Consider the following 23,218-nt stretch of genomic DNA (forward strand, 5'->3'; position numbering starts at 1 on the left):
GTGTACAATCCTTTTATATACCATAAGGAGTACATCATGAGCGCAGCTAAAATCGGCGTGATCACCCTCTTCCTGCTGATGGCCATCGGTGGTATCGGCGGTGTGATGCTTGCAGGTTATACCTTTATTTTACGTGCCGGATAAGGTAGCGCGCTAGTCGCTCAAACCCGCGATCGACAATGATCGCAGCCAACGCGACCAGCAGCGCCCCCTGTATCACATAGGCGGTATTAAACCCGCTCAGCCCAATGATAATTGGCGTGCCCAGCGTGTTTGCCCCCACGGTTGAGGCGATCGTTGCGGTGCCAATGTTAATAATCACCGACGTGCGAATGCCAGCCAGAATAACCGGCGCGGCCAACGGCAGCTCCACTTTGCGCAACCGTTGTCCGTTACTCATCCCCATCCCACTCGCAACGTCCAACACGCTGGCCGATACCCCACCCAGCCCTGCCAGCGTAGCTTGTAAAATCGGTAACACACCGTACAAGATCAGCGCGATGATAGCCGGCTGTGGGCCAAAACCCATCACCGGAACAGCGATAGCCAGCACGGCGACCGGAGGAAAAGTTTGCCCCGCGGCGGCAATGGTTTCTACCAGCGGCCTGAACTCGGTTCCCCATGAACGGGTGACCGCAACCCCCGCCCCCATGCCAATGATCACCGCCACCAGACTCGAGATCCCGACCAGGCTAAAATGGGCCAGAGCCAGCGCCAGAAAACTCTCCTGCTGATAAACCGGACGCGGCAGTTGCGGAAATAACGCGCTAAACAGCGCCTGACTATGAGGCAAACCCGTCAGCAATAGCAGAAAACAGATAACCAGCCACAGCAGCGGATCAGACAGACATTTCACGGTGCGGCCTCGGTGAGAGTAGATCCTGAAAATGGAGCGTCCCGCAGGGGCCGCCCTGTGCGTCAACCACCGGCAGGACATCACAACCTCGCGCCACAAAAGCAGAGAGCGCATCACGCAGCGTCATCTCTTCTACCAACGGCTCACCGCTGAGCTGCTCATGGCGGCGGGTAAAATCACCCACGGTACGCAACGCCAGCAGCCGAACGCCCAATTCGCTGCGACCAAAAAAAGTTTGTACAAATTCGTTAGCCGGTGCTGTAAGCATCGATAGCGGCGTGCCTTGTTGCACCACCTGGCCTGCGTCCATCAGCACCAGATGCTCCGCCAGCCTCAGCGCCTCGTCAATATCATGGGTAACCAGCACAATGGTACGCCCCAGCAGACGGTGAATACGGGTCATCTCCTGTTGCAACGCGCTACGCGTTACCGGATCCAGTGCACCAAAAGGTTCATCCATCAACAGCACCTGGGGATCGGCGGCGAGCGCACGCGCAACCCCGACACGTTGCTGTTGGCCACCGGAGAGCTGATGAGGATAACGACGACGCAATCCCTCTTCCAGCCCCAGCAGCGCCATCAGTTCATCTGTTCGCTCGTCAATACGTGAACGCGACCACTTCTGCAGCTGCAACACGGTGGCTATGTTCTGTGCAACGGTCCAGTGCGGAAACAGCCCAATAGACTGAATGGCGTACCCCATCCGCCGTCTTAGTTCCAGAACAGGCAGACTGCGGATCTCCTCCCCAGCAAAGCGTATCGTCCCACTGTCATGCTCCACCAGGCGGTTAATCATTTTAAGCGTGGTAGACTTCCCCGACCCCGACGTACCAATCAAGACGGAAAAGCTGCCTTCGCGAAAATGCAGATTGAGATCGTTGACCGCATTTTGTTGGCCAAAAGTTTTACTGACATGGCTAAATTCAATCATTAACAGTCACCTTCAGCAGAGCTAAGCCTAAATCGAACAGGGCATCGAGCAGCACCGCCAGCACCACCACCGGGACGACACCCAGTAGCACTAAATCGACGGCACTGCTGAGCAATCCCTGAAAAACCAGCGCGCCAAATCCTCCCGCGCCAATCAGCGCGGCAATGACGGCCATCCCCACCGTCTGCACCATCACCACACGTAAACTGCGCAAAAAGACCGGTAACGCCAGCGGGAGTTGTACCGCACAAAAACGCTGACGCGAGCTCATCCCCATTGCCCGGGCGCTTTCCAGCACATCGCGCGGAACCTGACTCAGCCCAGCCACCACGCCGCGCACCAGCGGCAGTAGCGCATACAGCACCAACGCAATCAGCGCAGGGGCCAGCCCGGTACCGGCAATGCCCAACGCGCCTAACCAGGGAAAATGCTGAACCAGCCCGGCAAGCGGGGCAATCAACAGGCCAAACAGCGCCACGGAAGGAATAGTCTGGATGATATTCAGCACGGCAAATACCGGCCCCTGGCGCGACGTAGAGAATGCGCACCAGATGCCAAGCGGGATGCCAATCACCAGCGCAGGTAGTACCGTTCCAAACAGGATAGTCAGATGTTGCACCAGCGCAGCGTCGAAGACATCCTGACGATTGGCATACTCTTTGAGCAAAGAAAGGTCGTTGAACATCCCGGTCAGCAGTAGCGCAACGGGGACGACGGCAAGGTGCATATGCAGTAACCAACGCCACAGTGGCCTTGCGGTTAGACGACGAATCACGTCGCTGAGCGCCAGCAGCATCAGTCCCAGCCCAAGCCAGAATCCGCTACCCAGGCTGGTTCTCGCCAGCGGACTTCCCGTCTGCGCCAGCCCGCTAGCCGTTTTACCAGCGGCAACCAATGCCGCTATTAGCAGCAGTTGCACCACGATCAGGGTTAACACGTTGCCGGCGCGACCAGGGATAAAACACAGCGCCACCAGTAGCAGAAACACCGCCGCCAGCCCCCACACAAAACCGGGCCAGAGTTCCCAGAGTTGTCGACCCTCGCCAGAGACCAGACGATTAGGGGCATAACTGATGAAAGGCAGCGCGGCGGCCGCCATTAGCAGAAATACCAGCAGCAACAGCACTCGATTAACAAACATCGTTGATACAACACTCACCTGATGCAAACTCCGTTACTTCACCCATCCTTTTTGCTTCAGGTAATCTGCTGCGACTTTTTTCGCATCCAGCCCTTCAACGGCAATACTGGCATTAAGTTGTTGCAGCGTTTTTTCATCCAGACTGGCAAAGACCGGCTGCAGCCACTCCGCCATTTGTGGATAGGCTTGCAATACCGATTCACGCACCACCGGCGCAGGAGCATAGATTGGCTGGACACCTTTTGGATCGCTGAGCGTTTGCAGCCCCAGCGCTGCAACAGGGCCGTCGGTCCCGTAGGCCATCGCGGCATTAACGCCTGAGGTTTGCTGCGCGGCGGCTTTAATGGTCACCGCCGTGTCTCCCCCTGCCAGCGATAAAAGCTGATTCTGAGTGAGCGTAAAGTCATAGGCTTTTTCAAATGCAGGCAACGCATCCGCACGTTCGATAAACTCCGCCGAAGCGGCCAGTTTGAACGTACCGCCATCTTTCAGGTAGCGTGCCAGGTCAGCCAGCGAAACGAGCTTATTCTTTTCGGCGACATCCTGACGGAGGGCAATGGTCCAGGTATTATTGGCGGGCGCTGGCGTTAGCCAGATCAGTTTGTTCTGTTCCGCATCCAGTTTTTTGACTTTTTCATAACCGGCCTGCGCATTTTTCCACGCGGGGTCATTTTCATCTTTAAAGAAGAAAGCTCCATTTCCGGTATATTCCGGATAAATATCCAGCTCGCCGGAGGTGATAGCCCCGCGCACCACTGGTGTGGTTCCCAACTGGACTTTGTTGACGGTTTTCACGCCATGGCTTTCGAGCACCTGCAAAATAATATTGCCGAGCAGCGCCCCTTCCGTATCAATTTTTGATCCCACTGTGACGGGTGATGCGGCCTGTAGGGGTAAGCTCATCGCGGCAAACAGCGCCAGCGAACCCACCCAGACCTTTGAGATTATCATGCTGCTCTCCTCATCCTTTTACTGCCCTTTTCAGGACATAGAGGGAAAAGCATAGTTGAAAAATCTGACATTAACCTGGCAATTGAGTGGTAACGGGGGAAATTATAAGCAGTAAGTTGGTGATAAATAAAAAAAGACCGGCAAAACCTGGGTTGGCTTTGCCGGAGGGAATGAGTCTGTAGGCCTGACAAGCGTAGCGACATCAGGCCTGACGCGGACTTGCCAGGCGATTACAGCAGTTCAAACTCGCCCTGCTTCACTCTGGCGGAATCTACGCCGATAAAGACGTTGAATTTGCCCGGCTCCACATCGTATTGCATACGCTGGTTCCAGTATTTCAGCGCCTCAATATCAATCGGGAAACTGACGGTTTGCGTCTCGCCCGGTTTGAGATTGATCTTCTCAAATCCTTTCAGCTGTTTGACAGGGCGACTCATGGAGGCGGTCACATCCTGTAAATACATCTGAATCACCGTCGCCCCTTCGCGTTTGCCGGTGTTAGTTACCTGCACGCTGGCAGTGACCGTTCCATCACGCTTCATCGTCGGTGCAGAAAGCTTCACATCAGAAACCGTAAACGTGGTGTAGCTCAGGCCGTAGCCAAAGGGATACAGCGGACCGTTAGCTTCATCAAAGTAGCGTGAGGTGTATTTGTTCGGCTTATCGGCATTATACGGACGACCAGTATTCAGGTGGCTGTAATAGACCGGGATCTGCCCGACAGAGCGCGGGAAAGACATCGGCAGTTTACCTGACGGGTTGTAATCGCCAAACAGTACATCGGCAATGGCGTTACCACCTTCCGTCCCGGCAAACCAGGTTTCCAGAATCGCATCAGCCTGCTGGTCTTCTTTCACCAGAGCCAGGGGACGACCGTTCATCAGCACCAGTACCAGCGGCTTGCCGGTGGCTTTTAGCGCGGTAATCAGGTCACGCTGGCTTTGCGGAATCGTGATATCGGTCCGACTCGAGGCTTCATGCGCCATACCCTGTGCTTCACCGACCACAGCAACCACCACATCTGACTGCTGCGCGGCCTTGACGGCTTCATCAATCATGGCCTGCGGCGAGCGCGGATCAACTTTCACCGCCTCTTCATACAGATTGAGGAAATCGACAATGCCTTTATCGTTAGTGATATTCGCCCCTTTGGCGTACACCACTTTGCCCTTATCGCCGAGCGCATTTTTAATGCCCGTCAGCACCGTCACCGACTGTTCGGCAACGCCTGCTGCCGACCAGCTACCCATCACATCACGCTTGCTGTCCGCCAGTGGGCCGACGACTGCCACGGTCCCCGATTTCTTCAGCGGCAACGTTTCCAGACGGTTCTTCAGCAGCACCAGACTTTCGCGGGCAACGTCACGCGCGTCTTTACGGTGTAAACGGCTTTCCGCGTTGGTGTCCTGCGGGTCAGTCTCTTTGGCCCCCAGATGGCTGTACGGATCGTTAAACAGCCCCATATCATATTTGACGTTCAGCACATGACGCGCGGCATCGTCCAGTTCAGCCATCGTCACTTTACCTGACTTAATCAGGCCCGGCAGATACTTACTGTAATACTCATCGCTCATGCTCATGTTGATGCCGGATTTGATCGCTACACGCACCGCATCTTCCGGATCGGAGGCAGTGCCGTGCTTGATCAGCTCTTTAATCGCGCCGTGATCGGAAACGGTGATCCCTTTAAAGCCCCACTCATCGCGCAGCACGTCTTTCAACAGCCAGGCATCAGAGGTAGCAGGCGTGCCGTTCAGCGAGTTAAGACCCACCATCACCGCCCCGCTCCCGGCATCCAGCCCGGCTTTGTACGGCGGCATATAATCGTTAAACAACCGCTGCGGACTCATATCCACGGTGTTGTACTCTTTCCCGCCTTCTACTGCACCATAGGCGGCGAAGTGTTTGACGCTGGTCATCACTGAATAGCGATCGGCCGGGCTTTTACCCTGCATCGCTTCCACCATGGTTTTGCCCATCGTGGCAGTCAAATAAGTATCTTCCCCGAAACCTTCTGAGGCGCGTCCCCAACGCGGATCGCGCGAGACATCAACCATGGGTGCCCAGGTCATGTTCAGGCCATCGTCTGCGGCTTCATACGCTGAAACACGACCGACCGTTCTGACCGCATCCAGATTAAACGACGACGCCAGACCGAGGCTTATCGGGAACACGGTGCGCTGACCGTGCAGCACGTCATAAGCGAAGAAGAGAGGAATTTTCAGGCGACTGAGTTCCATCACCTGATCCTGCATTTTACGGATATCCTCACGGGTAACGGTGTTAAAAATCGCCCCGACCTGCCCGTCTTTGATCATCTCACGGATGGCTTCTTTCGGGTTATCCGGCCCGACGCTTATCAAACGTAATTGGCCGATCTTCTCATCGACGGTCATCTGTTTGAGTAAATCGGTCACAAATGCATCCCGCGCTTCAGGGGTCAGCGGATGGTTACCAAACAAGGAGTCCGCCAGCGCTGGCTGCAACGCCAGGCTCACCGCAATACCTACAGAACAAAGCCATTTCATGTTGATTCTCTCTTTATTTTTTCCCGACGATGCAGCGAAAATATAACAAAAACCGCAGTTTGCCGTAAGCCTAAACGGGAGAGATAAAGAAAGCTAAGGTTATTCTCCTAATTTTCAAAACCGGGATGAATGAAGCACAGTCAATTCAGAGACAACCTGAATGAGAAAGCGTATTGTCATACAAAGCGCTATGCTTGTTTCTGATATTTTTGCCCACCACAAGGAGTGGAGAATGTCTTCCATTACAACAACCGATAATAAAGCGTTGCTTAACGAACTGGCCCGTCTGGTGGGTCATTCGCACCTGCTCACCGAACCGTCTAAAACGGCCCGCTATCGCAAGGGCTTCCGCTCAGGTCAGGGCGAGGCACTAGCTGTCGTCTTTCCTGGCTCATTGCTGGAACTATGGCGTGTCCTGAACGCCTGCGTCATAGCCGACAAAATTATCCTGATGCAGGCCGCCAATACCGGGCTAACCGAAGGATCTACGCCGAGCGGCAATGACTACGATCGCGAGATTGTTATTATCAGCACCCTGCGCCTCGACAAGTTGCACGTCATCGACAAAGGCGAACAGGTTCTGGCCTACCCCGGCACCACGCTCTACTCCCTGGAGAAAGCACTCAAACCATTTGGTCGCGAACCGCATTCGGTGATCGGCTCTTCGTGCATTGGCGCATCGGTAATTGGTGGGATTTGCAACAACTCCGGCGGCTCGCTGGTGCAGCGCGGCCCGGCATACACCGAGATGTCGCTGTTTGCACGTATTGATGAACAGGGCAAATTACAGCTGGTCAACCATTTGGGCATCGAACTGGGTCAGACGCCGGAACAGATCCTCAGCAAACTTGATGACGAACGCATTAAAGATGACGATGTGCATCACGACGGGCGTCACGCGCACGACCACGATTACATTACCCGCGTCAGAGATATCGACGCTGATACCCCCGCACGCTATAACGCCGACCCGGATCGGCTGTTTGAATCTTCCGGCTGCGCGGGCAAGCTTGCGGTGTTTGCAGTGCGCCTCGACACCTTTGAAGCCGAGAAAAACCAGCAGGTGTTTTATATCGGTACTAATCAGCCAGAGGTGCTGACAGAGATCCGCCGCCATATTCTGGCAAAGTTTGAGCACCTGCCGGTCGCCGGTGAATATATGCACCGTGATATCTACGATATCGCCGAGCAGTACGGCAAAGATACATTTCTGATGATCGACAAGCTCGGCACCGACAAAATGCCGTTCTTCTTTACCCTGAAAGGCCGTACCGACGCGATGCTGGAAAAAGTGAAAATTTTCCGCCCGCACTTTACCGACCGTGCCATGCAGAAATTTGGGCATTTATTCCCCAGCCATTTACCGGCACGGATGAAAAGTTGGCGCGATAAATACGAACACCATCTGCTGTTAAAAATGGCCGGTGGCGGCGTGGCCGAAGCACAAAGCTGGCTGACTGAGTTTTTCAAAGCCGCCGAGGGCGATTTCTTTGCCTGTACGCCGGAAGAAGGTAGCAAAGCCTTTTTACACCGCTTTGCTGCAGCCGGGGCGGCGATTCGCTATCAGGCCGTCCATGCCGATGAAGTCGAAGATATTCTGGCGCTGGATATTGCGCTGCGCCGTAACGACACCGAATGGTACGAGCATCTGCCGCCCGAAATCGATAGTAAGCTGGTGCATAAGCTCTATTACGGGCACTTTATGTGCTACGTCTTCCATCAGGATTACATTGTAAAGAAAGGCGTAGATGCACATGCGCTGAAAGAGCAGATGCTGGAACTGTTGCAGGCTCGTGGGGCGCAGTACCCGGCAGAGCACAACGTGGGACACCTGTACAAAGCCCCGGAAACCTTGACGCGTTTTTATCGCGAAAATGATCCGACCAACAGCATGAACCCAGGGATCGGTAAAACCAGTAAGCAGAAATTCTGGAAAGAATCGTAAGCCCGATAAGCGTAAGCGCCATCGGGCACGTTGCCGGGGCGCTTCGCTTGCCTGCACTATGATTTAATCATTCTGCGCGGTTTGTTCACCGGTCGCCGAACCCGCCGCCGCCATCTGTGCGGCTTTTTGCTTTTTATAGCTCAGTGCCGCCGCAGGAACAGGCATCACTTTGCCGGTTTCTATCCAGGTACGTAAACGGCTGGCATCAGCAAAGTGGGTGTATTTACCAAAGGCGTCCATTACCACCAGCGCCACCGGTTTATTGTTGATGACCGTGCGCATCACCAGGCAGTGACCCGCCGCGTTGGTAAAGCCGGTTTTGGTAAGCTGAATATTCCAGTTATCGCGGTACACCAGATGGTTGGTGTTACGGAACGGCAGCGTATACGCAGGATTAGCAAAGGTGGCCATATCTTCACGCGTGGTACTTAACTGACCAATCAGCGGATACTGTTTGCTGGCAATCAGCAATTTGGTGAGATCACGGGCGGTCGACACGTTATGAATGGATAACCCTGTCGGTTCCACAAAGCGGGTCTGAGTCATCCCCAGTGATTTCGCTTTGGCATTCATCGCTTTGATAAACGCGTTATAACCGCCAGGATAATGATGCGCCAGGCTTGCCGCCGCGCGGTTTTCCGATGACATCAGCGCCAACAGCAGCATATCTTTGCGGCTGATTTCACTGTTCAGCCGCACACGAGAATAGATGCCTTTCATTTCCGGCGTCTGGCTGATATCCACTTTCAGCTTTTCGTTCAGCGGCAGTCGTGCATCCAGCACCACCATCGCCGTCATTAATTTGGTGATCGACGCAATCGGACGCACAAGGTCCGGATGGTTCGAATAGATGACCTTGTTGGTATTCAAATCAACAATCATCGCACTACCAGACGCAATCTCGGGTTGAGAAGCTGCTGCTGTAACCGCCGTTTTTGCCACGGCTTGGGGTGCAAATGGGACTGCCAGCACCAGGGCAAGGCTTAATAATGAAACTCGGAATTTAAGCATGATGAGATTTCTGATAATGGTTCACGCACGTCACAACGCACACCGCCCGAGATAGAGAATAATCTCAAGCTAGCTCAGGCATGATAACCACCCGACAGCATTGCCGCCACCGGAGAATCATCTCGAAATGCTGCGTTGCTGGCTTTTACACCAGCAACACGACGTAGACAGATGGTTACCTTAGAACAATCGGTATCCATACCCCCACAGGATCACCGTAATCGCCAGCAGCACCTCGAGCACCAGGACACCGATTGCCAGCGTTGAACTGGAAAAGCTGAGCCCTTCCTCTCTGCTGATATTCAGGAATGTCGGGATGCCGAGATACAGCAAATAGCCGGTGTAAAACAGCGCGACGGTTCCGACTAAGGCACACAGCCAGACCAGCGGATACAGCGCCACCAGCCCGCTTAAAAACAGCGGCGTGGCGACATAGCCGGCAAAGACCATGCAATGTGCCAGCGACGGACGCTGCGGATAGTTACGTGCCATCCACCAGATAACCCTGCCCATAACAGCAACGCCGGCGAGCATCACACCGTAAAACAGAATTGCCATCGCAAATCCGGTCAACAGGGATAACTGCAATACATTGCCGTCGCCAAAATTCCAGCCGATTTGCGTGGTGCCAATAAATGCGCAGACGACCGGGATTGCCGCCATCAGCAGGACATGGTGGGTATAGTGATGCGAAACGCTTTCGTTTTCGCTGTTGATCACGTGCATTTCACGATCGGGATGGGAAAATAGCCCCCAGACATGGTTCATACCGCCCCCTTCTTGTCAGCTCCGGACCTCAACACTTCAAGTATAATTCAGCTTTTGATTATTTTATGTACACAGAGAAAATACCGGATCGCTACGGCGAATGTCAGTTAGTTAACGAAGTAGAGTAACCGTCACGATAACTGAGAGCGGAACATCCGGAGGTAATGAATCTGTTACCTCCGGCGTACCCTTAACAATCCCGGCTCCCAGCGGGAAAATTGTTGCTGCGCAATACCCTCCGCTTATTCCTTCAGGCTACCGGGTCGGGCGCGAGGTAGCATCTCTGCAAAACGCGCCCTGAGCCAGAATCACATGTCCTTCATAATACTTAACTGACAAGCATTAGAACGCTACTACACGTCTTTTCCGGCATCAACAATTCATCGGGTGTATGCTAAGCGCTATGGAGGTCATACAGACGTATGGATATAAACAGTCTTATTGCGCAGTACGGCTATGCGGCGCTAATCATTGGCAGCCTGGCTGAAGGCGAAACCATCACCCTGCTGGGCGGCATTGCGGCGCATCAGGGACTGCTCAAATTTCCGCTAGTGGTGCTCTCCGTCGCGCTGGGGGGCATGATTGGCGATCAGTTACTTTATCTACTCGGTCGGCGTTACGGCGGCAAAATTCTCCAGCGTTTCTCGCGCCATCAGGCAAAAATACATTCTGCGCAAAAAATGATCCAACGGCGCCCTTACCTGTTCGTGGTCGGGACGCGTTTTATGTATGGCTTTCGGGTCATTGGCCCTTTGCTGATTGGTGCCAGCCACCTGCCGCCGAAGATCTTTTTACCGCTGAATATTCTCGGGGCACTGGTGTGGGCATTGTTGTTTACCACCCTTGGCTATGTGGGCGGAGAAGTCGTTGCGCCGTGGTTGCACAGCCTCGACCAGCATATCAAGCATGGGGTATGGCTGGTGCTGGTGGTGGCGATAGTGGTGACCGCCCGCTGGTGGATAAAACGGCGCAGTAAACGAAAAACGGGCCCGACAGTCTGAATCTGCCGGGTCCGCGTATCAGGACGCGTGGTATCCGCCACCCAGGGCACTGGTGAGCTGAATAGACGCATCCAGCCACTGACCTTGTAGTATCAGGCCGTTACACTGTTCACGCAGCGCCGGAATTTTTGCCTCGCTGACGCGAGAACCCGCAATGATACCGGCGTTAAACCGAGCCTGTGCCAGTCCCACCACCCGCTGCGCGTCATGTTCTATCTGCAGCTGATGCTGATTCTTCTGCGCCAACGTATCCACCTGCGTTGCCGCACGCGCGACATCATTTACCGCATCAACCACGGCTTTATTGTAATTGGCCACGGTCAGGTTGCTTTGCGCTTTGGTGATGTCGAGATTCGCATTCAGTCTGCCGCTATCGAAGATCGGTAACGTTAATCCGGCTGTTACCCCCATTTGTTGGGCGGAATGGCGGAACAGATCGCTCAGATGTAAGGCGTCCTGCTGCAGAAAAGCCATCAGGTTAACGTCGGGATAAAATGCCGCTTTCGCCGCATCAATGCTGCTCAGCGAAGACTCAATGTACCAGTGTGCCGCCTGCAGGTCTGGTCGGCGGGCCAGCAGGGAATAACCTAACTGCGACGGCAGCTGACTTTCGACGACCGGCATCGTTGTGGCATGCAGCTTCAGCGAGGTGGATTGCGTATTGGTCAGCGCACTCAAACGTGCCTCGATGACCTTCATTTTCCCGTTAACGTCATTGAGCTGCTGCTCCGTTTTGCCGGAATCAATATCGGTCTCAACGCCTTCCACTGAAGAAGTCAGACCGTTTTGATACAGCTGACGATCGACAGTAATCACGTTCTGCTGCTCGGTTTCGATTTGCGTCAGCACAGTCTTCAGCGCCGCCTGCGTTTGCCATTCCCAGTACAGACGAGAGACACCGCTTGCCAGCAGTTGTCTGGTTTGCTCACGCTCGGCCTCACGCGCTTTTACCGCACCGATTCGTGCTGTTACCTCCGCCCGGTTCTTGCCCCACAGATCCAGGTTCCAGCCAGCGGTTAACCCCATGGTGCCGTTGGTGTACCACGGCCCGGTGGTGCCCGCCGCCGGATCGGTAATGGCAAACGGGCCCATCAGACCCTCAGCCGACATTCTTTGACGCTCGACGTCCGCCGAGAAATCAATCTGCGGGCCGTCCTGCGCCTCAACGGCCTTCGCCTGCGCCTCCGCCAGTTGGATACGCTGCTCTGCCACCTGCATATCAGGAGAGTTTTTTAACGTGCTATCAATCAGCGCATTAAGCTGGGGATCGTGATACGCCTTCCACCATTGGCTATCCGGCCAACCATTTTTTAATGCCGCAGGTAACGCGGAATCGACGTTTGCAGCTGGCGTCTGCTGTGAAAGTGACTGGCGAGTATCGTGCATTGGGGCACAACCGGGCAGCAGAATAAAAAGCGGCAAGCATGCCGCAGTAAGAAGCACAGAATTACGATTCATGGAGGTATACAGGTAAGAAATGATGTGCAAAGAGTACGACTTGTTGCGCATGCTTTTTTAGTTACGCGTGGCAATACATCTTTGGACATCAAAATATATAATTAGAAAAATATATCCCCGTTTAATAATACGGATAAAATAATTCTAATAATTTATGAATGGAGGCACGATGTCACAAAATATCTATGATGATCCGCACTTCTTTGCCGGATATGCCACGCTGGACCGCTCCGTCAAAGGACTTGACGGCGCCCCCGAATGGCCAGCATTACAAGCTATGCTCCCTCCGTTACAAGGTAAGCGCATTCTCGATTTAGGCTGCGGATACGGCTGGTTTTGCCGCTACGCACGCGATAACCACGCGGCAAGCGTCGTGGGTCTGGATATTTCAGAGAAGATGTTAGCCCAGGCTCGCAGCATGACGCCCGGAGAGGGTATTTCGTACCAGCGCGAAGATCTTGAAGCGCTTACGTTGGCCGCAAATTCCCTGGACCTGGTTTACAGCTCGCTCGCCCTGCACTATTTGCAGGATATAGAGCGATTATTAGTAACGATTTACCACTCATTAACACCAGGCGGTATGCTGGTCTTTTCGGCAGAACACCCTATTTATACTGCACCACTTACCCAGGGTTGGATAAAAGATAAAACCGGGCAGCAATCCTGGCCAGTGAATCACTATCAGCAGGAAGGTGAGCGCATCAGCAACTGGTTTGCTGAAGGGGTTAAAAAACAACACCGCAAGCTGGCAACCTGGGTCAACACGCTAATTGGCGCCGGATTTGAAATTGTGTGTCTTGATGAGTGGGGACCCTCTGCCGAACAAATTGCCGCCAACCCCGCCCTGGATGAAGAAAAAGAGCGCCCGATGGTGTTTCTACTCAGCGCCCGTAAACCTGCATAATCGTGCCTGCAGGCAGATTTTTTAATAGTTTCCTATACTCAACCTGAACTTACCAAAAAGGGAAAGCTAATGAAAATTCTGCTGTGGGCTATTTTAATTATTTTTCTGATTGGACTGTTGGTGGTTACTGGCGTGTTTAAGATGATTTTCTGATGTCGTCATTTCGCCCAGGCCTGATAGCATAAATCTCAGGCTATTATTCTCTCTGATGCCGGATGGCGGCGTAAACGCCTTATCCGGCCTACTGGAGCTGAGATCAGGCAGTAATCTCGATAGCCTGAATCGCACGTGCGATATCCGGCGAATTATTTAACGCACGAATTTCCTGAAACAGTTCTGTTGCCTCTGAATATTCTTTGCGCAAATACCCTAACCACTGCTTAATCCGCGCTACATGATACAACCCGGTATCGCCCTGCTTTTCCAGCCGGGTATATTTTTGCAGCAGTTTCACCACCTCAGGCCACGGCATCCGTGGTTCATTGTATTTCACTATCCGACTGAGGTTAGGGATATTTAACGCCCCACGACCAATCATTACCGCGTCACACCCGGTGACCGCCATACACTCTTGTGCGCTCTTCCAGTCCCAGATTTCACCGTTGGCGATAACCGGAATCGTAAGACGCTGGCGGATCTCACAGATAGCCTGCCAGTTGATATGCTCCGCTTTATAACCCTGCTCTTTGGTACGACCATGAACTGCCAGCTCGCTGGCCCCGGCCTGCTGAACGGCATCGGCGATTTCAAACTGCCGGTCGCTGCTATCCCAGCCCAGGCGCACTTTCACCGTTACCGGCAAATGGTCCGGTACCGCCTCTCGCATCGCCTTCGCGCCCTGATAGATAAGCTCAGGATCTTTCAGCAACGTTGCGCCGCCACCACTGCCGTTGACCAGTTTTGACGGGCAGCCGCAGTTTAGATCAACACCGTACGATCCCAGCTCAACCGCGCGGGCCGCGTTCTCTGCCAGCCATTGTGGATGCTGCCCCAGCAGTTGGATGCGAACCCGCGTGCCGGATGGCGTCCGGCTGTTGTTATGCAGCTCCGGGCAGATCCGATGAAATACTTTTGCCGGCAGGAGCTGATCCACCACGCGCACAAACTCGGTGATGCACAGATCGTAATCATTCACTTCAGTCAGCAGCTCGCGCACCAGTGAGTCGAGCACGCCTTCCATTGGCGCCAGTAAAACACGCATATCGTCACCCGCAAAAAAAGAGGCGCTATGGTAGCGCCTCCGTTCGGGAGATTAAAGAGGCTCAGCGCGGCAACAGGCAGTTATCTTCTTTCCAGCCGTACAGCCATTCCATACCGCGATAAAATTCCGCCTGCGATTTGTCTTTCCACAGCAGGTTACGCACCTGACGCTCAACGCCTGCGGCGTGGTAAACACGCCCCATTTCGCGCGTTGACCAGACAATGCGTGCCGTGCGTGGAATACGCACCGACTCATACAGGGCAAAAGCATCAGCCGCATCGCCGTCACACTGCTGTAACGCCTTACCGAGCGTGACGGCATCTTCCAGCGCCATACAGGCTCCCTGCGCCATATATTGCGCCACCGGGTGTGCAGCGTCCCCCACCAGCGTAATACGATCGGTACCCCATTTCTCTACCGGCTCACGGTCAGCGGTTGACCAGCGCCGCCATGATGTCGGTTTATCCAGCATCTGGCGCGGACGCGCATGAATTCCGGCAAAATAAGAGAGTACTTCCTCTTTACTGCCATCCTTCACTCCCCACTCTTCCTGCTGACGACTATGGAAGGTCACCACCAGATTGTACTGTTTGCCGCCACGTAACGGATAGTGAACCAGGTGACAGTGCGGCCCGGCCCACAGCACCGGTGCGTTAATGCGTAAATCTTCCGGCATATCGTCGCAATCAATCACGGCGCGATAGACCACGTGCCCGGTCACGCGTGGCGCATCGCCAATTAGAGACTGGCGAACTACCGACTTCACACCGTCACAGCCCACCAGGATATCCGCCGTCCAGCTGTTGCCGTGCTCATCAAATACCGTCACATCATTCTCTGTCTGGCGAATATCAACCACGTTAGTTGAAGTGCGATATTCAACGTTGGGATGAACCAGCGCCGCTTCCCAGACGCTGGCGTGAATATCAACCCGATGGATAACCGCATATGGACCGCCAAAGTGATCGCGGAACGCCTGCCCGGTTTCAATGCGTACAACCTCTTTCGCATTTACCGCATCCATCATGGTGATGTGATCGGTAAAAACGGCGCGCTGGCGGGCGATGTCCCCCACACCAAGGCTGTCCAGAGCAGAGAACGCGTTCGGCCCGAGCTGAATACCCGCGCCAATTTCACCAATCTCGTGCGCTTTCTCCAGCAGCATCACTTTAATTCCCTGACGGGCCAGCGATAGCGCGGTCGCCGCGCCGCCAATCCCGCCACCCACGATAATTGCGCGTGTCACTTTAGCCATTGTCGTTCTCCTTATCAGGCTGGAATTTTGTCTTGTTGATTCTCGGGTGCGGCAGCAATAAACGCCGGAAGCTGAGTACAGGCATCATATACCGCCTTACAGCGCGGATATCCGCTCAGATCGCAGCCCATACGTAACGCGTTCGCCCACTGCGGGATCAGACAGCAATCCGCCAGCGTCGGCGTATCGCCCACGCAGAACGTCCCCGAGTGACTCTGGCGCAGCAGCTGTTCCACTGCACTTAACCCTTGCTGGATCCAGTGCGCATACCAGCGTTTTTTATCGTCTTCACTGACCTTTAACTCTTCGCTCAGGTAGCGCAGCACCCGCATGTTATTCACCGGATGGATATCACAGGCGATGACATAGACAATTTCCAGCACCTTACTGCGCGTCGGGAAGTCGGCAGGCAGCAGCGGTGACTGCGGAAAGTGGCCATCCAGCCAGTCGACTATCGCCAGCGATTGTCCGAGCGATTCTCCATCATCAGTGACCAGCGTCGGTACAAGCCCCACCGGGTTCATCCGTCGGTAGGCCAGCTCATTCTGCTGACCGATGCGAATGTTGACGCCCACCGTCTGGTAATCCAGCCCCTTCAGCGCCAGCGCAATGCGCACCCGATATGAGGCGGAGCTATTAAAGAAACTGTACAGCTTCATCATCCACCTCAAACAATCTTCACGGCGATGGGGGTTAAACCGTCTACATTTCCGGTAATCACATCCCCTTTCACCACCGCACCCACGCCTTCCGGCGTACCGGTGTAGATCAAATCGCCCGGCTGCAGTTCGAAAAAGCCGGACAGATAGCTAATAGTTTCATTAACGGACCAGATGAGGTGGCGAATATCGCTACGCTGATGATCGTCACCGTTGACCTGCAACCAGATAGGCGCATTGTTAACATCCACGCTTTCGCTGGCTTTATGCAGCGGCGCGATAGGCGCGGAGAGATCAAACGCTTTGCCAATTTCCCACGGACGCCCCATCTGGCGCATCTCCATCTGCCTGTCGCGGCGGGTCATATCCAGACCGGTGGCATACCCCCAGATATATTCGTGCGCTTTTTCCAGCGGTATGTCGCTGCCCTTTTTGCCAATCGCCACCACCAGTTCTATTTCATAGTGATAGTTATCGGTCTGCGATGGGTACGGCAGTTCGAGGATTTGACCGGCCGCCACCGGAACCACCGCGTCGGCAGGTTTACAGAAGAAGAACGGCGGTTCGCGATCCGGATCAAAGCCCATTTCACGCGCATGAGCGGCATAGTTACGCCCCACGCAGTAAACGCGACGCACGGGAAATTGTTCATCACTGCCAACCACCGGAACGGTAACAGGCGCTTGTGGTTCGAATACATATTGCGTCATTTTCTCTCTCCCAAATTAATAACGTGCTTCACGGAACAACCCCAGTGCTTCCTGAACCGGTCTGTCCGAAAAACTAAATAAGACGGTATCTTCGCGGGTCTGGAACGACACGCCGTGCCAGGTTGGTACCACGAAGATATCTTTTGCTGAAAAATTGAAGGTCTCATTGCCAATCGTGACCTGTCCGCTTCCTTCCACCACGTGATAAATAGTGCTGTCGGTGGTACGCGCCATCCGAGAGGCAAAGCCCTTTGGCAACAGTTGCAGGAAGGTCCCCATTGAAGGCATGGGATAACCACCCGTTACCGGGTTGACGTAACGCATCTTGTAACCGTCCCACTCATCGGCGTCGCCTATGCGGGTCAGGTCATGCAGCGCTTCACGGCTGCGATCGTAGCGATAGTTGAAAATTGGCGATGAGTTACCCTTCTGATGACGCAGCGGTAGCATGTTGGCCGCATAACGCGGTAAATAATCCCCTTCCTTGCGCGTAACCGGCTGCTGATCCTCCGGGTAATCCTCCGCAAAGCCGCAGCCCAGCAGATTCACCAGCGGCAGATCCAGACCATCCAGCCACACCACTGGTTCACTACCCGGGTTACCGTGATCGTGCCAGCGCCACTGCGGCGTCAGAATAAAATCGCCTTCATGCATCTGGGTGCGCTCGCCATCTACGGCGGTAAATGCCCCTTTCCCTTCGACAATAAAACGCAGTGCGGACTGATTATGGCGGTGGCTCGGCGCAACCTCACCCGGCATGATTAACTGCAATCCGGCGTACAGTGTTGGGGTGATTGAAGACTGTCCGCGCAGCATTGGGTTTTCCAACACCAGCACGCGGCGAATCGCCTCTTTCGCACCAATCAGATCGCCGCTTTCCAACAGCAGCGGGCGGATCTCGCGATAGTTCCAGTACGCAGGAGCGCAATGTGCGTTCGGCGTTGGCGGTACCAGGCGGTGCAGCGACTCCCACAGCGGGGTCAGATTCTGCCCGGAAATATGCTGGTAAAACTGCTGACGGCTGTTTTTAACATCCTGATTCAGTTCAGACATAGGGATTCTCCTTATTCATTCACAACACCTGCTCGTGGCAGAGTATTTGAGGCAGAGGCCGACTGGCGGATAACAACCGTCAGCAGGGCTAACATCACCGCGCTGATTGCCGCCGGTACAGCAATAATGAAAAACAAGTTATCGAAAGAGAAATTCATCGCCATCATCACGCCGCCAGAAAGCGAACCGACAATCGCACCACAGCGGCCAATCGCATTAGACCAGCTGACGCCTGTGGCCCGACTCTGCGTCGGATAAAGCGTGGCGGTTAACGCATTGAGACCAACCTGAGAGCCACTGATGCCGATACCGGTGCCAAAAATAGCCAGCGCCATCAGACCAAGTCCATTTTCGCTCAGACCAATCATGACGATACACACCGCGCCCAGCGCATAGCTCACTGCCAGCACACGGAAAGGATTGTATTTATCCATCAGTACCCCCAGCGCCAGCGCACCGAGCGTACCGCCAATCTGGAAGGCGGCAGTTACCCATGAGGCATGCATCAGGTCAATTCCGCGATGATTTAGCAGCGTTGGCATCCAACTGGAGAGCAGATAAATAATCAGCAGGCTCATAAAGAACACCACCCATAACATCAGGGTAATGGACAGTTGTCGCCCGACGAACAGCTGGCGAATGCTGCCTTTAGCAATCGCAGCACCCTCGTTGAGATAAAAATGGGTATTGTCATAACGTTCCCGGGTGATGGCGCTAACGGTTCTGGCAATCACGTGTTGCGGCAACTGGCGACGAACCTGCCAGCGCGGGGACTCCGGCAGCGCAAACAGCAGGGCCACAAACAGCATCAGAGGTAGAACGCCCCCCAGCACCAGAATGCCGTGCCAGCCAATGACCGGCACCAGTTGTGCGCTGGCAATCCCGCCCATCGCCGATCCCAGGGTAAAACCACAGAACATCATGGTGACCAGCGCGCCACGCCGACGCGCAGGCAGGTATTCTGACGTCATGGTGATGGTATTTGGCATTGCGCCGCCCAGGCCTAACCCAGTAAGGAAGCGCAAAATAACCAGCGTTTGCAGATCAGGTGAAAAAGCAGAGATCAGACTCAGTGCACCGAACAGCGCCACGCAGAGTTCTATGACCCGTTTACGGCCAAAACGATCGGACAGCGGGCCGCAGAGCAGTGCGCCAGCGGTCAGCCCCAGCAGGCCTGCACCAAACAGCGGCGCCAGATCTCCAGCAGTCAGTTGCCAGTGAGTGCGAATGTCAGGTGCGATAAAGCCAATAGCCGCAGTATCAAAACCGTCGAGCATAACAACCAGAAAACAGCAAATGATAACGCGCCACTGGGTCTTACCGACGGGAGCGGAATCGATCAGTGTTTGTAGATCACGTTGATGAGTCATAGTAAATGCCTCAGTGCAGGTAGAGTAGATGTCTGTTTTGTTTTAGGTATGTTGCGACTTTGTATGTTTGGAGATGAAATGTACAATGGCTTTTCATGCAGAGGTATAACCTGGAGGTTATAGCAAATGGCTAACTGGGCGCAGAAACTTAAGTTGCACCACCTGCAAACGCTTATCGCGCTGGGCGAACAGGGAAATTTGACTCACGTCGCCCGGATGATGAATATCACCCAGCCGGCATTGTCAAAATGGTTATCACAGCTCGAAGATGAGATTGGCATCACGCTCTTTGAACGTCATAGCAAAGGATTACGTCCGTCCGAAGGCGGCAAGCTGCTCCTGCAGCACGCCCAACGCCTGATTAATGATATGGAACGTTCGCAGTATGAAATCGCCCGTTTTAAACAAGGCGGCCTGGTGGGAAGTCTGAAAATTGGCTGCTCGCCGGTCGCGACCGACTGCGTTTCACTGGCGATATTGGGTTTGCTTAAAGAATTGCCAACCCTGCATCTTAATATTGAAGAGAAGGTAATGACCCCGCTGCTGCACGATCTGCTCGCGGGTTCGGTGGATGTCGTCGTCGGACGCGTCGGTGGCCGGGCGCTTCAGTTGCCGCTCAATTACCAGGTGCTGTATACCGAGCCAGTTTGTTTCGTCGCCCGCCCCGATCATCCGCTGGCAAAATATCCTCTGCTCACCTGGCACGATCTGGCTAACTGGCGCTGGATTGTCTGGCCGACAGGAACCCCCATCCGGATAAGCATTGACAACGCACTGGTTGATAACGGCGTCATGCTGCCGGAAAACATCATTGAATCGGCGTCGATAAACGTCAGCACCAACTTGCTGCAAAGTAGCGATATGATCTCTATTCTTTCTTTGCGCCTGGCGCAACGTTATGCCGCCCAGGGACAGCTGGCTATCTTGAATCTGCCGAAGATTGAACAAAAAGGCAGCGTGGGCGTATTCTGGCGCAACAATGAAACGCCCACTACCGCCCTGAACCGTTTTCTGTATTACCTGGCACAGGTTTAGCGCGGATAGTTAGGGTCATCGCCCAATGTTCCAGATATCTATTTCCTCTATGCTTAGAATTCATGATGTGATCGGTAGCACGTTTTTAAGTTTAATTGTATGATGAATACGTCTCGTCAAGGGTTTCTACTATGAGCAAGTCACTGAACATTATCTGGCAATATTTACGCGCGTTTGTCCTGATTTATGCCTGCCTGTATGCGGGTATTTTTCTTGCCTCACTGCTGCCTATCACCATTCCGGGCAGCATTATCGGCATGCTGATTCTGTTTGTTTTGCTGGCATTGCAGATATTGCCAGCCAAATGGGTTAACCCCGGTTGCTACGTCCTGATTCGCTACATGGCACTGTTGTTTGTACCAATTGGCGTCGGGATCATGCAGTACTTTGACTTGCTGCGTGCCCAGTTTGGACCGGTAGTGGTGTCCTGTACCATCAGTACGCTGGTCGTTTTCCTGGTGGTGAGCTGGAGTTCACACCTTGTGCACGGTGAACGCAAAATCGTTGGGCAAAAAGGGTCAAAAAAATGATGGCGTATATCTGGTGGTCGTTACCCCTCACGTTGGCAGTTTTTTTTGGTGCACGTAAGCTGGCGATGCGGATCAAAATGCCACTGCTGAACCCGCTGCTGGTTGCCATGGTGGTGATCATCCCTTTTCTGATCCTGATCGGTATTCCCTACGATCACTATTTCAAAGGCAGCGAAGTGCTGAACGATTTGCTGCAACCTGCGGTGGTCGCACTGGCGTACCCGCTGTATGAACAGCTGCACCAAATCCGCGCCCGCTGGAAATCCATTATTGCTATCTGCTTTGCCGGTAGCATTGTGGCGATGGTCACCGGGACAACTATTGCTTTACTGATGGGAGCATCACCAGAAATTGCTGCGTCAATCATGCCAAAATCGGTGACCACGCCTATCGCCATGGCGGTGGGTGGCAGCATCGGCGGCATCCCGGCTATCAGCGCCGTCTGCGTCATTTTTGTTGGGATCCTTGGAGCGGTATTCGGCCATACATTGTTAAATGCGATGCGCATTCGCACCAAGGCGGCGCGTGGACTGGCAATGGGGACCGCGTCACACGCCCTGGGTACGGCGCGCTGCGCGGAGCTCGATTACCAGGAAGGCGCGTTCAGTTCTTTGGCATTGGTTATTTGTGGGATTATCACCTCCCTGGTGGCCCCTTTTCTGTTCCCGGTGATTCTGGCCGTGGTCGGTTAACCGATGTTTTCAGGCCATTTATTTGCGATGCGTTGCACATTTTCCATTTAAGTTTCATAAGTTGCATACACAATGAGATTTGGATCACACATAAAGCCGTAACAGGCCCGTAAACTACGATCCCATTACATTGTTATGAGGCATCCATCGCCATGCATCCACGTTTTCAAACTGCTTTTGCCCAACTCGCGGGTAACGTGCAATCAGCTCTGGCTCCCCTTCTGGCGGATGTGCATTTCCCCGCCATGCTGACTGCGGAGCAGGTCTCTTTGCTGAAACGCGAATCAGGACTGGACGAAGACGCGCTGGCATTCGCTCTGCTGCCGCTGGCTGCCGCCTGCGCACGTACCGATCTATCCCACTTTAACGTTGGTGCCATTGCGCGCGGCGTCAGTGGCAACTGGTATTTTGGTGGCAATATGGAATTCCTCGGCGCGACGATGCAGCAAACCGTTCATGCCGAGCAAAGTGCCATCAGCCACGCCTGGCTGCGCGGAGAAAAAGGACTCGCCGCCATTACGGTCAACTACACCCCCTGCGGCCACTGCCGTCAGTTTATGAACGAACTGAACAGCGGGCTGGATTTACGCATTCATCTGCCGGGCCGTGAGCCACACGCACTGCGTGACTATCTGCCCGATGCTTTTGGCCCGAAAGATCTCGACATCAAGACATTGCTGATGGATGAGCAGGATCACGGCTTTGCACCGCAAGGTGACGCGCTGACTCAGGCGGCTATCGCCGCAGCCAACCGCTGCCATATGCCGTACAGTAACGCCCCAAGTGGTGTGGCGCTGGAATGCAAAGACGGTAAAATCTTCAGCGGCAGCTACGCTGAAAACGCCGCCTTCAACCCCACTCTGCCTCCGCTGCAGGGCGCATTAAACCTGTTGAACTTGAATGGTTACGATTATCCGGACATTCAACGCGCCGTGCTGGCAGAAAAAGCCGATGCGCCGTTGATCCAGTGGGATGCCACTGCCGCTACCCTGAAAGCCCTGGGCTGCAACCATATCGATCGCGTTTTGTTAGCCTAAAAAGGTCGAAATGTAGGCCGGATAAGGCACCGTCGCTATCCGGCATTATCGCCATAGCCTGATGGCAACGCGTTAGGATCTTATCCGGCCTACAAGAATAGTTATAAATTACAAAAAAGTTTTTATTTTTCAAGTGGTTAGAAAATAAATTTTAATTCAATATTTTTGAATGGGTGCTCTAG

23 protein-coding genes are annotated in these 23,218 nt (G+C 54.0%); 9 read left to right on the forward strand and 14 right to left on the reverse strand.

What is annotated here, in order from left to right:
• The first annotated feature begins 36 nt into the window (after positions 1-36).
• The gene (locus IMQ48_RS17515; RefSeq protein WP_003027354.1) at positions 37-144 is read left to right on the forward strand and encodes a protein YohO; all 108 of its coding nucleotides are present in this window, start codon (positions 37-39) and stop codon (positions 142-144) included.
• Here IMQ48_RS17515 and IMQ48_RS17520 read toward each other — a convergent pair.
• The 5 genes from IMQ48_RS17520 to bglX all read right to left on the reverse strand — a co-directional run bounded on the left by IMQ48_RS17520 (position 125) and on the right by bglX (position 6,407).
• Positions 125-856 carry an ABC transporter permease gene (locus IMQ48_RS17520; RefSeq protein ID WP_196210026.1) on the reverse strand — a complete coding sequence of 244 codons (732 nt, stop codon included), beginning with the start codon at positions 854-856 and terminating at the stop codon, positions 125-127. The genes IMQ48_RS17515 and IMQ48_RS17520 overlap by 20 nt on opposite strands.
• Positions 840-1,787, reverse strand: coding sequence for an ABC transporter ATP-binding protein (locus IMQ48_RS17525; RefSeq protein WP_196210027.1), 948 nt, complete (start codon positions 1,785-1,787; stop codon positions 840-842). Before IMQ48_RS17525 ends, IMQ48_RS17520 begins: the two co-directional genes overlap by 17 nt.
• The gene (locus IMQ48_RS17530) at positions 1,780-2,928 is read right to left on the reverse strand and encodes an ABC transporter permease (protein ID WP_196210045.1); all 1,149 of its coding nucleotides are present in this window, start codon (positions 2,926-2,928) and stop codon (positions 1,780-1,782) included. Before IMQ48_RS17530 ends, IMQ48_RS17525 begins: the two co-directional genes overlap by 8 nt.
• Positions 2,929-2,961: 33 nt before the next feature.
• Positions 2,962-3,879 (reverse strand): ABC transporter substrate-binding protein, encoded by a 918-nt coding sequence (locus tag IMQ48_RS17535; protein WP_196210028.1) that lies wholly within the window; start codon positions 3,877-3,879, stop codon positions 2,962-2,964.
• A 230-nt stretch (positions 3,880-4,109) separates the two neighbouring features.
• Positions 4,110-6,407 carry a beta-glucosidase BglX gene (gene bglX, locus IMQ48_RS17540; protein ID WP_196210029.1) on the reverse strand — a complete coding sequence of 766 codons (2,298 nt, stop codon included), beginning with the start codon at positions 6,405-6,407 and terminating at the stop codon, positions 4,110-4,112.
• Positions 6,408-6,639: 232 nt separating this feature from the next.
• Here bglX and dld point away from each other — a divergent pair, with 232 nt between their 5' ends.
• The gene (gene dld / locus IMQ48_RS17545; protein WP_196210030.1) at positions 6,640-8,352 is read left to right on the forward strand and encodes a D-lactate dehydrogenase; all 1,713 of its coding nucleotides are present in this window, start codon (positions 6,640-6,642) and stop codon (positions 8,350-8,352) included.
• 63 nt (positions 8,353-8,415) lie between these two features.
• Here the strand turns inward: dld and pbpG are convergent, their stop codons facing one another.
• Both pbpG and IMQ48_RS17555 read right to left on the reverse strand, forming a co-directional pair.
• Complete coding sequence (pbpG, locus tag IMQ48_RS17550; protein ID WP_196210031.1) at positions 8,416-9,363, reverse strand: D-alanyl-D-alanine endopeptidase; 948 nt, start codon at positions 9,361-9,363, stop codon at positions 8,416-8,418.
• A 180-nt stretch (positions 9,364-9,543) separates the two neighbouring features.
• Entirely contained in the window at positions 9,544-10,131 is a 588-nt protein-coding gene (locus IMQ48_RS17555; RefSeq protein ID WP_196210032.1) for a Yip1 family protein, read from the reverse strand.
• Positions 10,132-10,553: 422 nt separating this feature from the next.
• Here IMQ48_RS17555 and IMQ48_RS17560 point away from each other — a divergent pair, with 422 nt between their 5' ends.
• Positions 10,554-11,132 (forward strand): DedA family protein, encoded by a 579-nt coding sequence (locus IMQ48_RS17560; RefSeq protein ID WP_196210033.1) that lies wholly within the window; start codon positions 10,554-10,556, stop codon positions 11,130-11,132.
• Between the two features lie 18 nt (positions 11,133-11,150).
• Here IMQ48_RS17560 and mdtQ read toward each other — a convergent pair whose 3' ends face one another.
• Positions 11,151-12,590 (reverse strand): multidrug resistance outer membrane protein MdtQ, encoded by a 1,440-nt coding sequence (gene mdtQ / locus IMQ48_RS17565; RefSeq protein WP_196210034.1) that lies wholly within the window; start codon positions 12,588-12,590, stop codon positions 11,151-11,153.
• A gap of 169 nt (positions 12,591-12,759) precedes the next feature.
• Here mdtQ and IMQ48_RS17570 point away from each other — a divergent pair, with 169 nt between their 5' ends.
• Positions 12,760-13,494 (forward strand): class I SAM-dependent methyltransferase, encoded by a 735-nt coding sequence (locus IMQ48_RS17570; RefSeq protein WP_196210035.1) that lies wholly within the window; start codon positions 12,760-12,762, stop codon positions 13,492-13,494.
• A 69-nt stretch (positions 13,495-13,563) separates the two neighbouring features.
• Positions 13,564-13,647: a small membrane protein YohP gene (yohP, locus tag IMQ48_RS17575; protein ID WP_000698460.1), complete on the forward strand. Its 84-nt coding sequence runs from the start codon at positions 13,564-13,566 to the stop codon at positions 13,645-13,647.
• A 103-nt stretch (positions 13,648-13,750) separates the two neighbouring features.
• On the opposite strand, the gene dusC is transcribed toward yohP, so the two are convergent.
• The 6 genes from dusC to IMQ48_RS17605 all read right to left on the reverse strand — a co-directional run bounded on the left by dusC (position 13,751) and on the right by IMQ48_RS17605 (position 19,742).
• The gene (gene dusC, locus IMQ48_RS17580) at positions 13,751-14,695 is read right to left on the reverse strand and encodes a tRNA dihydrouridine(16) synthase DusC (protein WP_196210036.1); all 945 of its coding nucleotides are present in this window, start codon (positions 14,693-14,695) and stop codon (positions 13,751-13,753) included.
• 61 nt (positions 14,696-14,756) lie between these two features.
• Positions 14,757-15,950 (reverse strand): 3-hydroxybenzoate 6-monooxygenase, encoded by a 1,194-nt coding sequence (locus tag IMQ48_RS17585; protein WP_196210037.1) that lies wholly within the window; start codon positions 15,948-15,950, stop codon positions 14,757-14,759.
• Positions 15,951-15,964: 14 nt separating this feature from the next.
• Positions 15,965-16,609, reverse strand: a complete 645-nt coding sequence (maiA, locus tag IMQ48_RS17590) for a maleylacetoacetate isomerase (protein WP_196210038.1) — start codon at positions 16,607-16,609, stop codon at positions 15,965-15,967.
• An 8-nt stretch (positions 16,610-16,617) separates the two neighbouring features.
• On the reverse strand, positions 16,618-17,319 hold the full coding sequence (locus IMQ48_RS17595) for a fumarylacetoacetate hydrolase family protein (protein ID WP_148361746.1): 702 nt from the start codon (positions 17,317-17,319) through the stop codon (positions 16,618-16,620).
• Positions 17,320-17,334: 15 nt separating this feature from the next.
• The gene (gtdA, locus tag IMQ48_RS17600) at positions 17,335-18,372 is read right to left on the reverse strand and encodes a gentisate 1,2-dioxygenase (protein ID WP_196210039.1); all 1,038 of its coding nucleotides are present in this window, start codon (positions 18,370-18,372) and stop codon (positions 17,335-17,337) included.
• Positions 18,373-18,383: 11 nt separating this feature from the next.
• Entirely contained in the window at positions 18,384-19,742 is a 1,359-nt protein-coding gene (locus IMQ48_RS17605; RefSeq protein ID WP_196210040.1) for an aromatic acid/H+ symport family MFS transporter, read from the reverse strand.
• 126 nt (positions 19,743-19,868) lie between these two features.
• On the opposite strand from IMQ48_RS17605, the gene IMQ48_RS17610 reads away from it, so the two are divergent.
• The 4 genes from IMQ48_RS17610 (at position 19,869) to cdd (ending at position 23,036) form a co-directional block, all read left to right on the forward strand.
• On the forward strand, positions 19,869-20,777 hold the full coding sequence (locus IMQ48_RS17610) for a LysR substrate-binding domain-containing protein (protein WP_196210041.1): 909 nt from the start codon (positions 19,869-19,871) through the stop codon (positions 20,775-20,777).
• A gap of 131 nt (positions 20,778-20,908) precedes the next feature.
• Positions 20,909-21,307, forward strand: a complete 399-nt coding sequence (locus IMQ48_RS17615; protein WP_196210042.1) for a CidA/LrgA family protein — start codon at positions 20,909-20,911, stop codon at positions 21,305-21,307.
• Positions 21,304-21,999: a CidB/LrgB family autolysis modulator gene (locus tag IMQ48_RS17620; RefSeq protein WP_196210043.1), complete on the forward strand. Its 696-nt coding sequence runs from the start codon at positions 21,304-21,306 to the stop codon at positions 21,997-21,999. The genes IMQ48_RS17615 and IMQ48_RS17620 overlap by 4 nt, the downstream gene beginning before the upstream one ends.
• Positions 22,000-22,151: 152 nt before the next feature.
• Positions 22,152-23,036 carry a cytidine deaminase gene (cdd, locus tag IMQ48_RS17625; protein WP_196210044.1) on the forward strand — a complete coding sequence of 295 codons (885 nt, stop codon included), beginning with the start codon at positions 22,152-22,154 and terminating at the stop codon, positions 23,034-23,036.
• The last annotated feature ends 182 nt before the right edge of the window (positions 23,037-23,218 follow it).

The sequence above is a fragment of the Citrobacter sp. Res13-Sevr-PEB04-36 genome, from assembly GCF_015672735.1.
In the GTDB taxonomy this organism is placed as follows: Bacteria; Pseudomonadota; Gammaproteobacteria; order Enterobacterales; family Enterobacteriaceae; genus Citrobacter.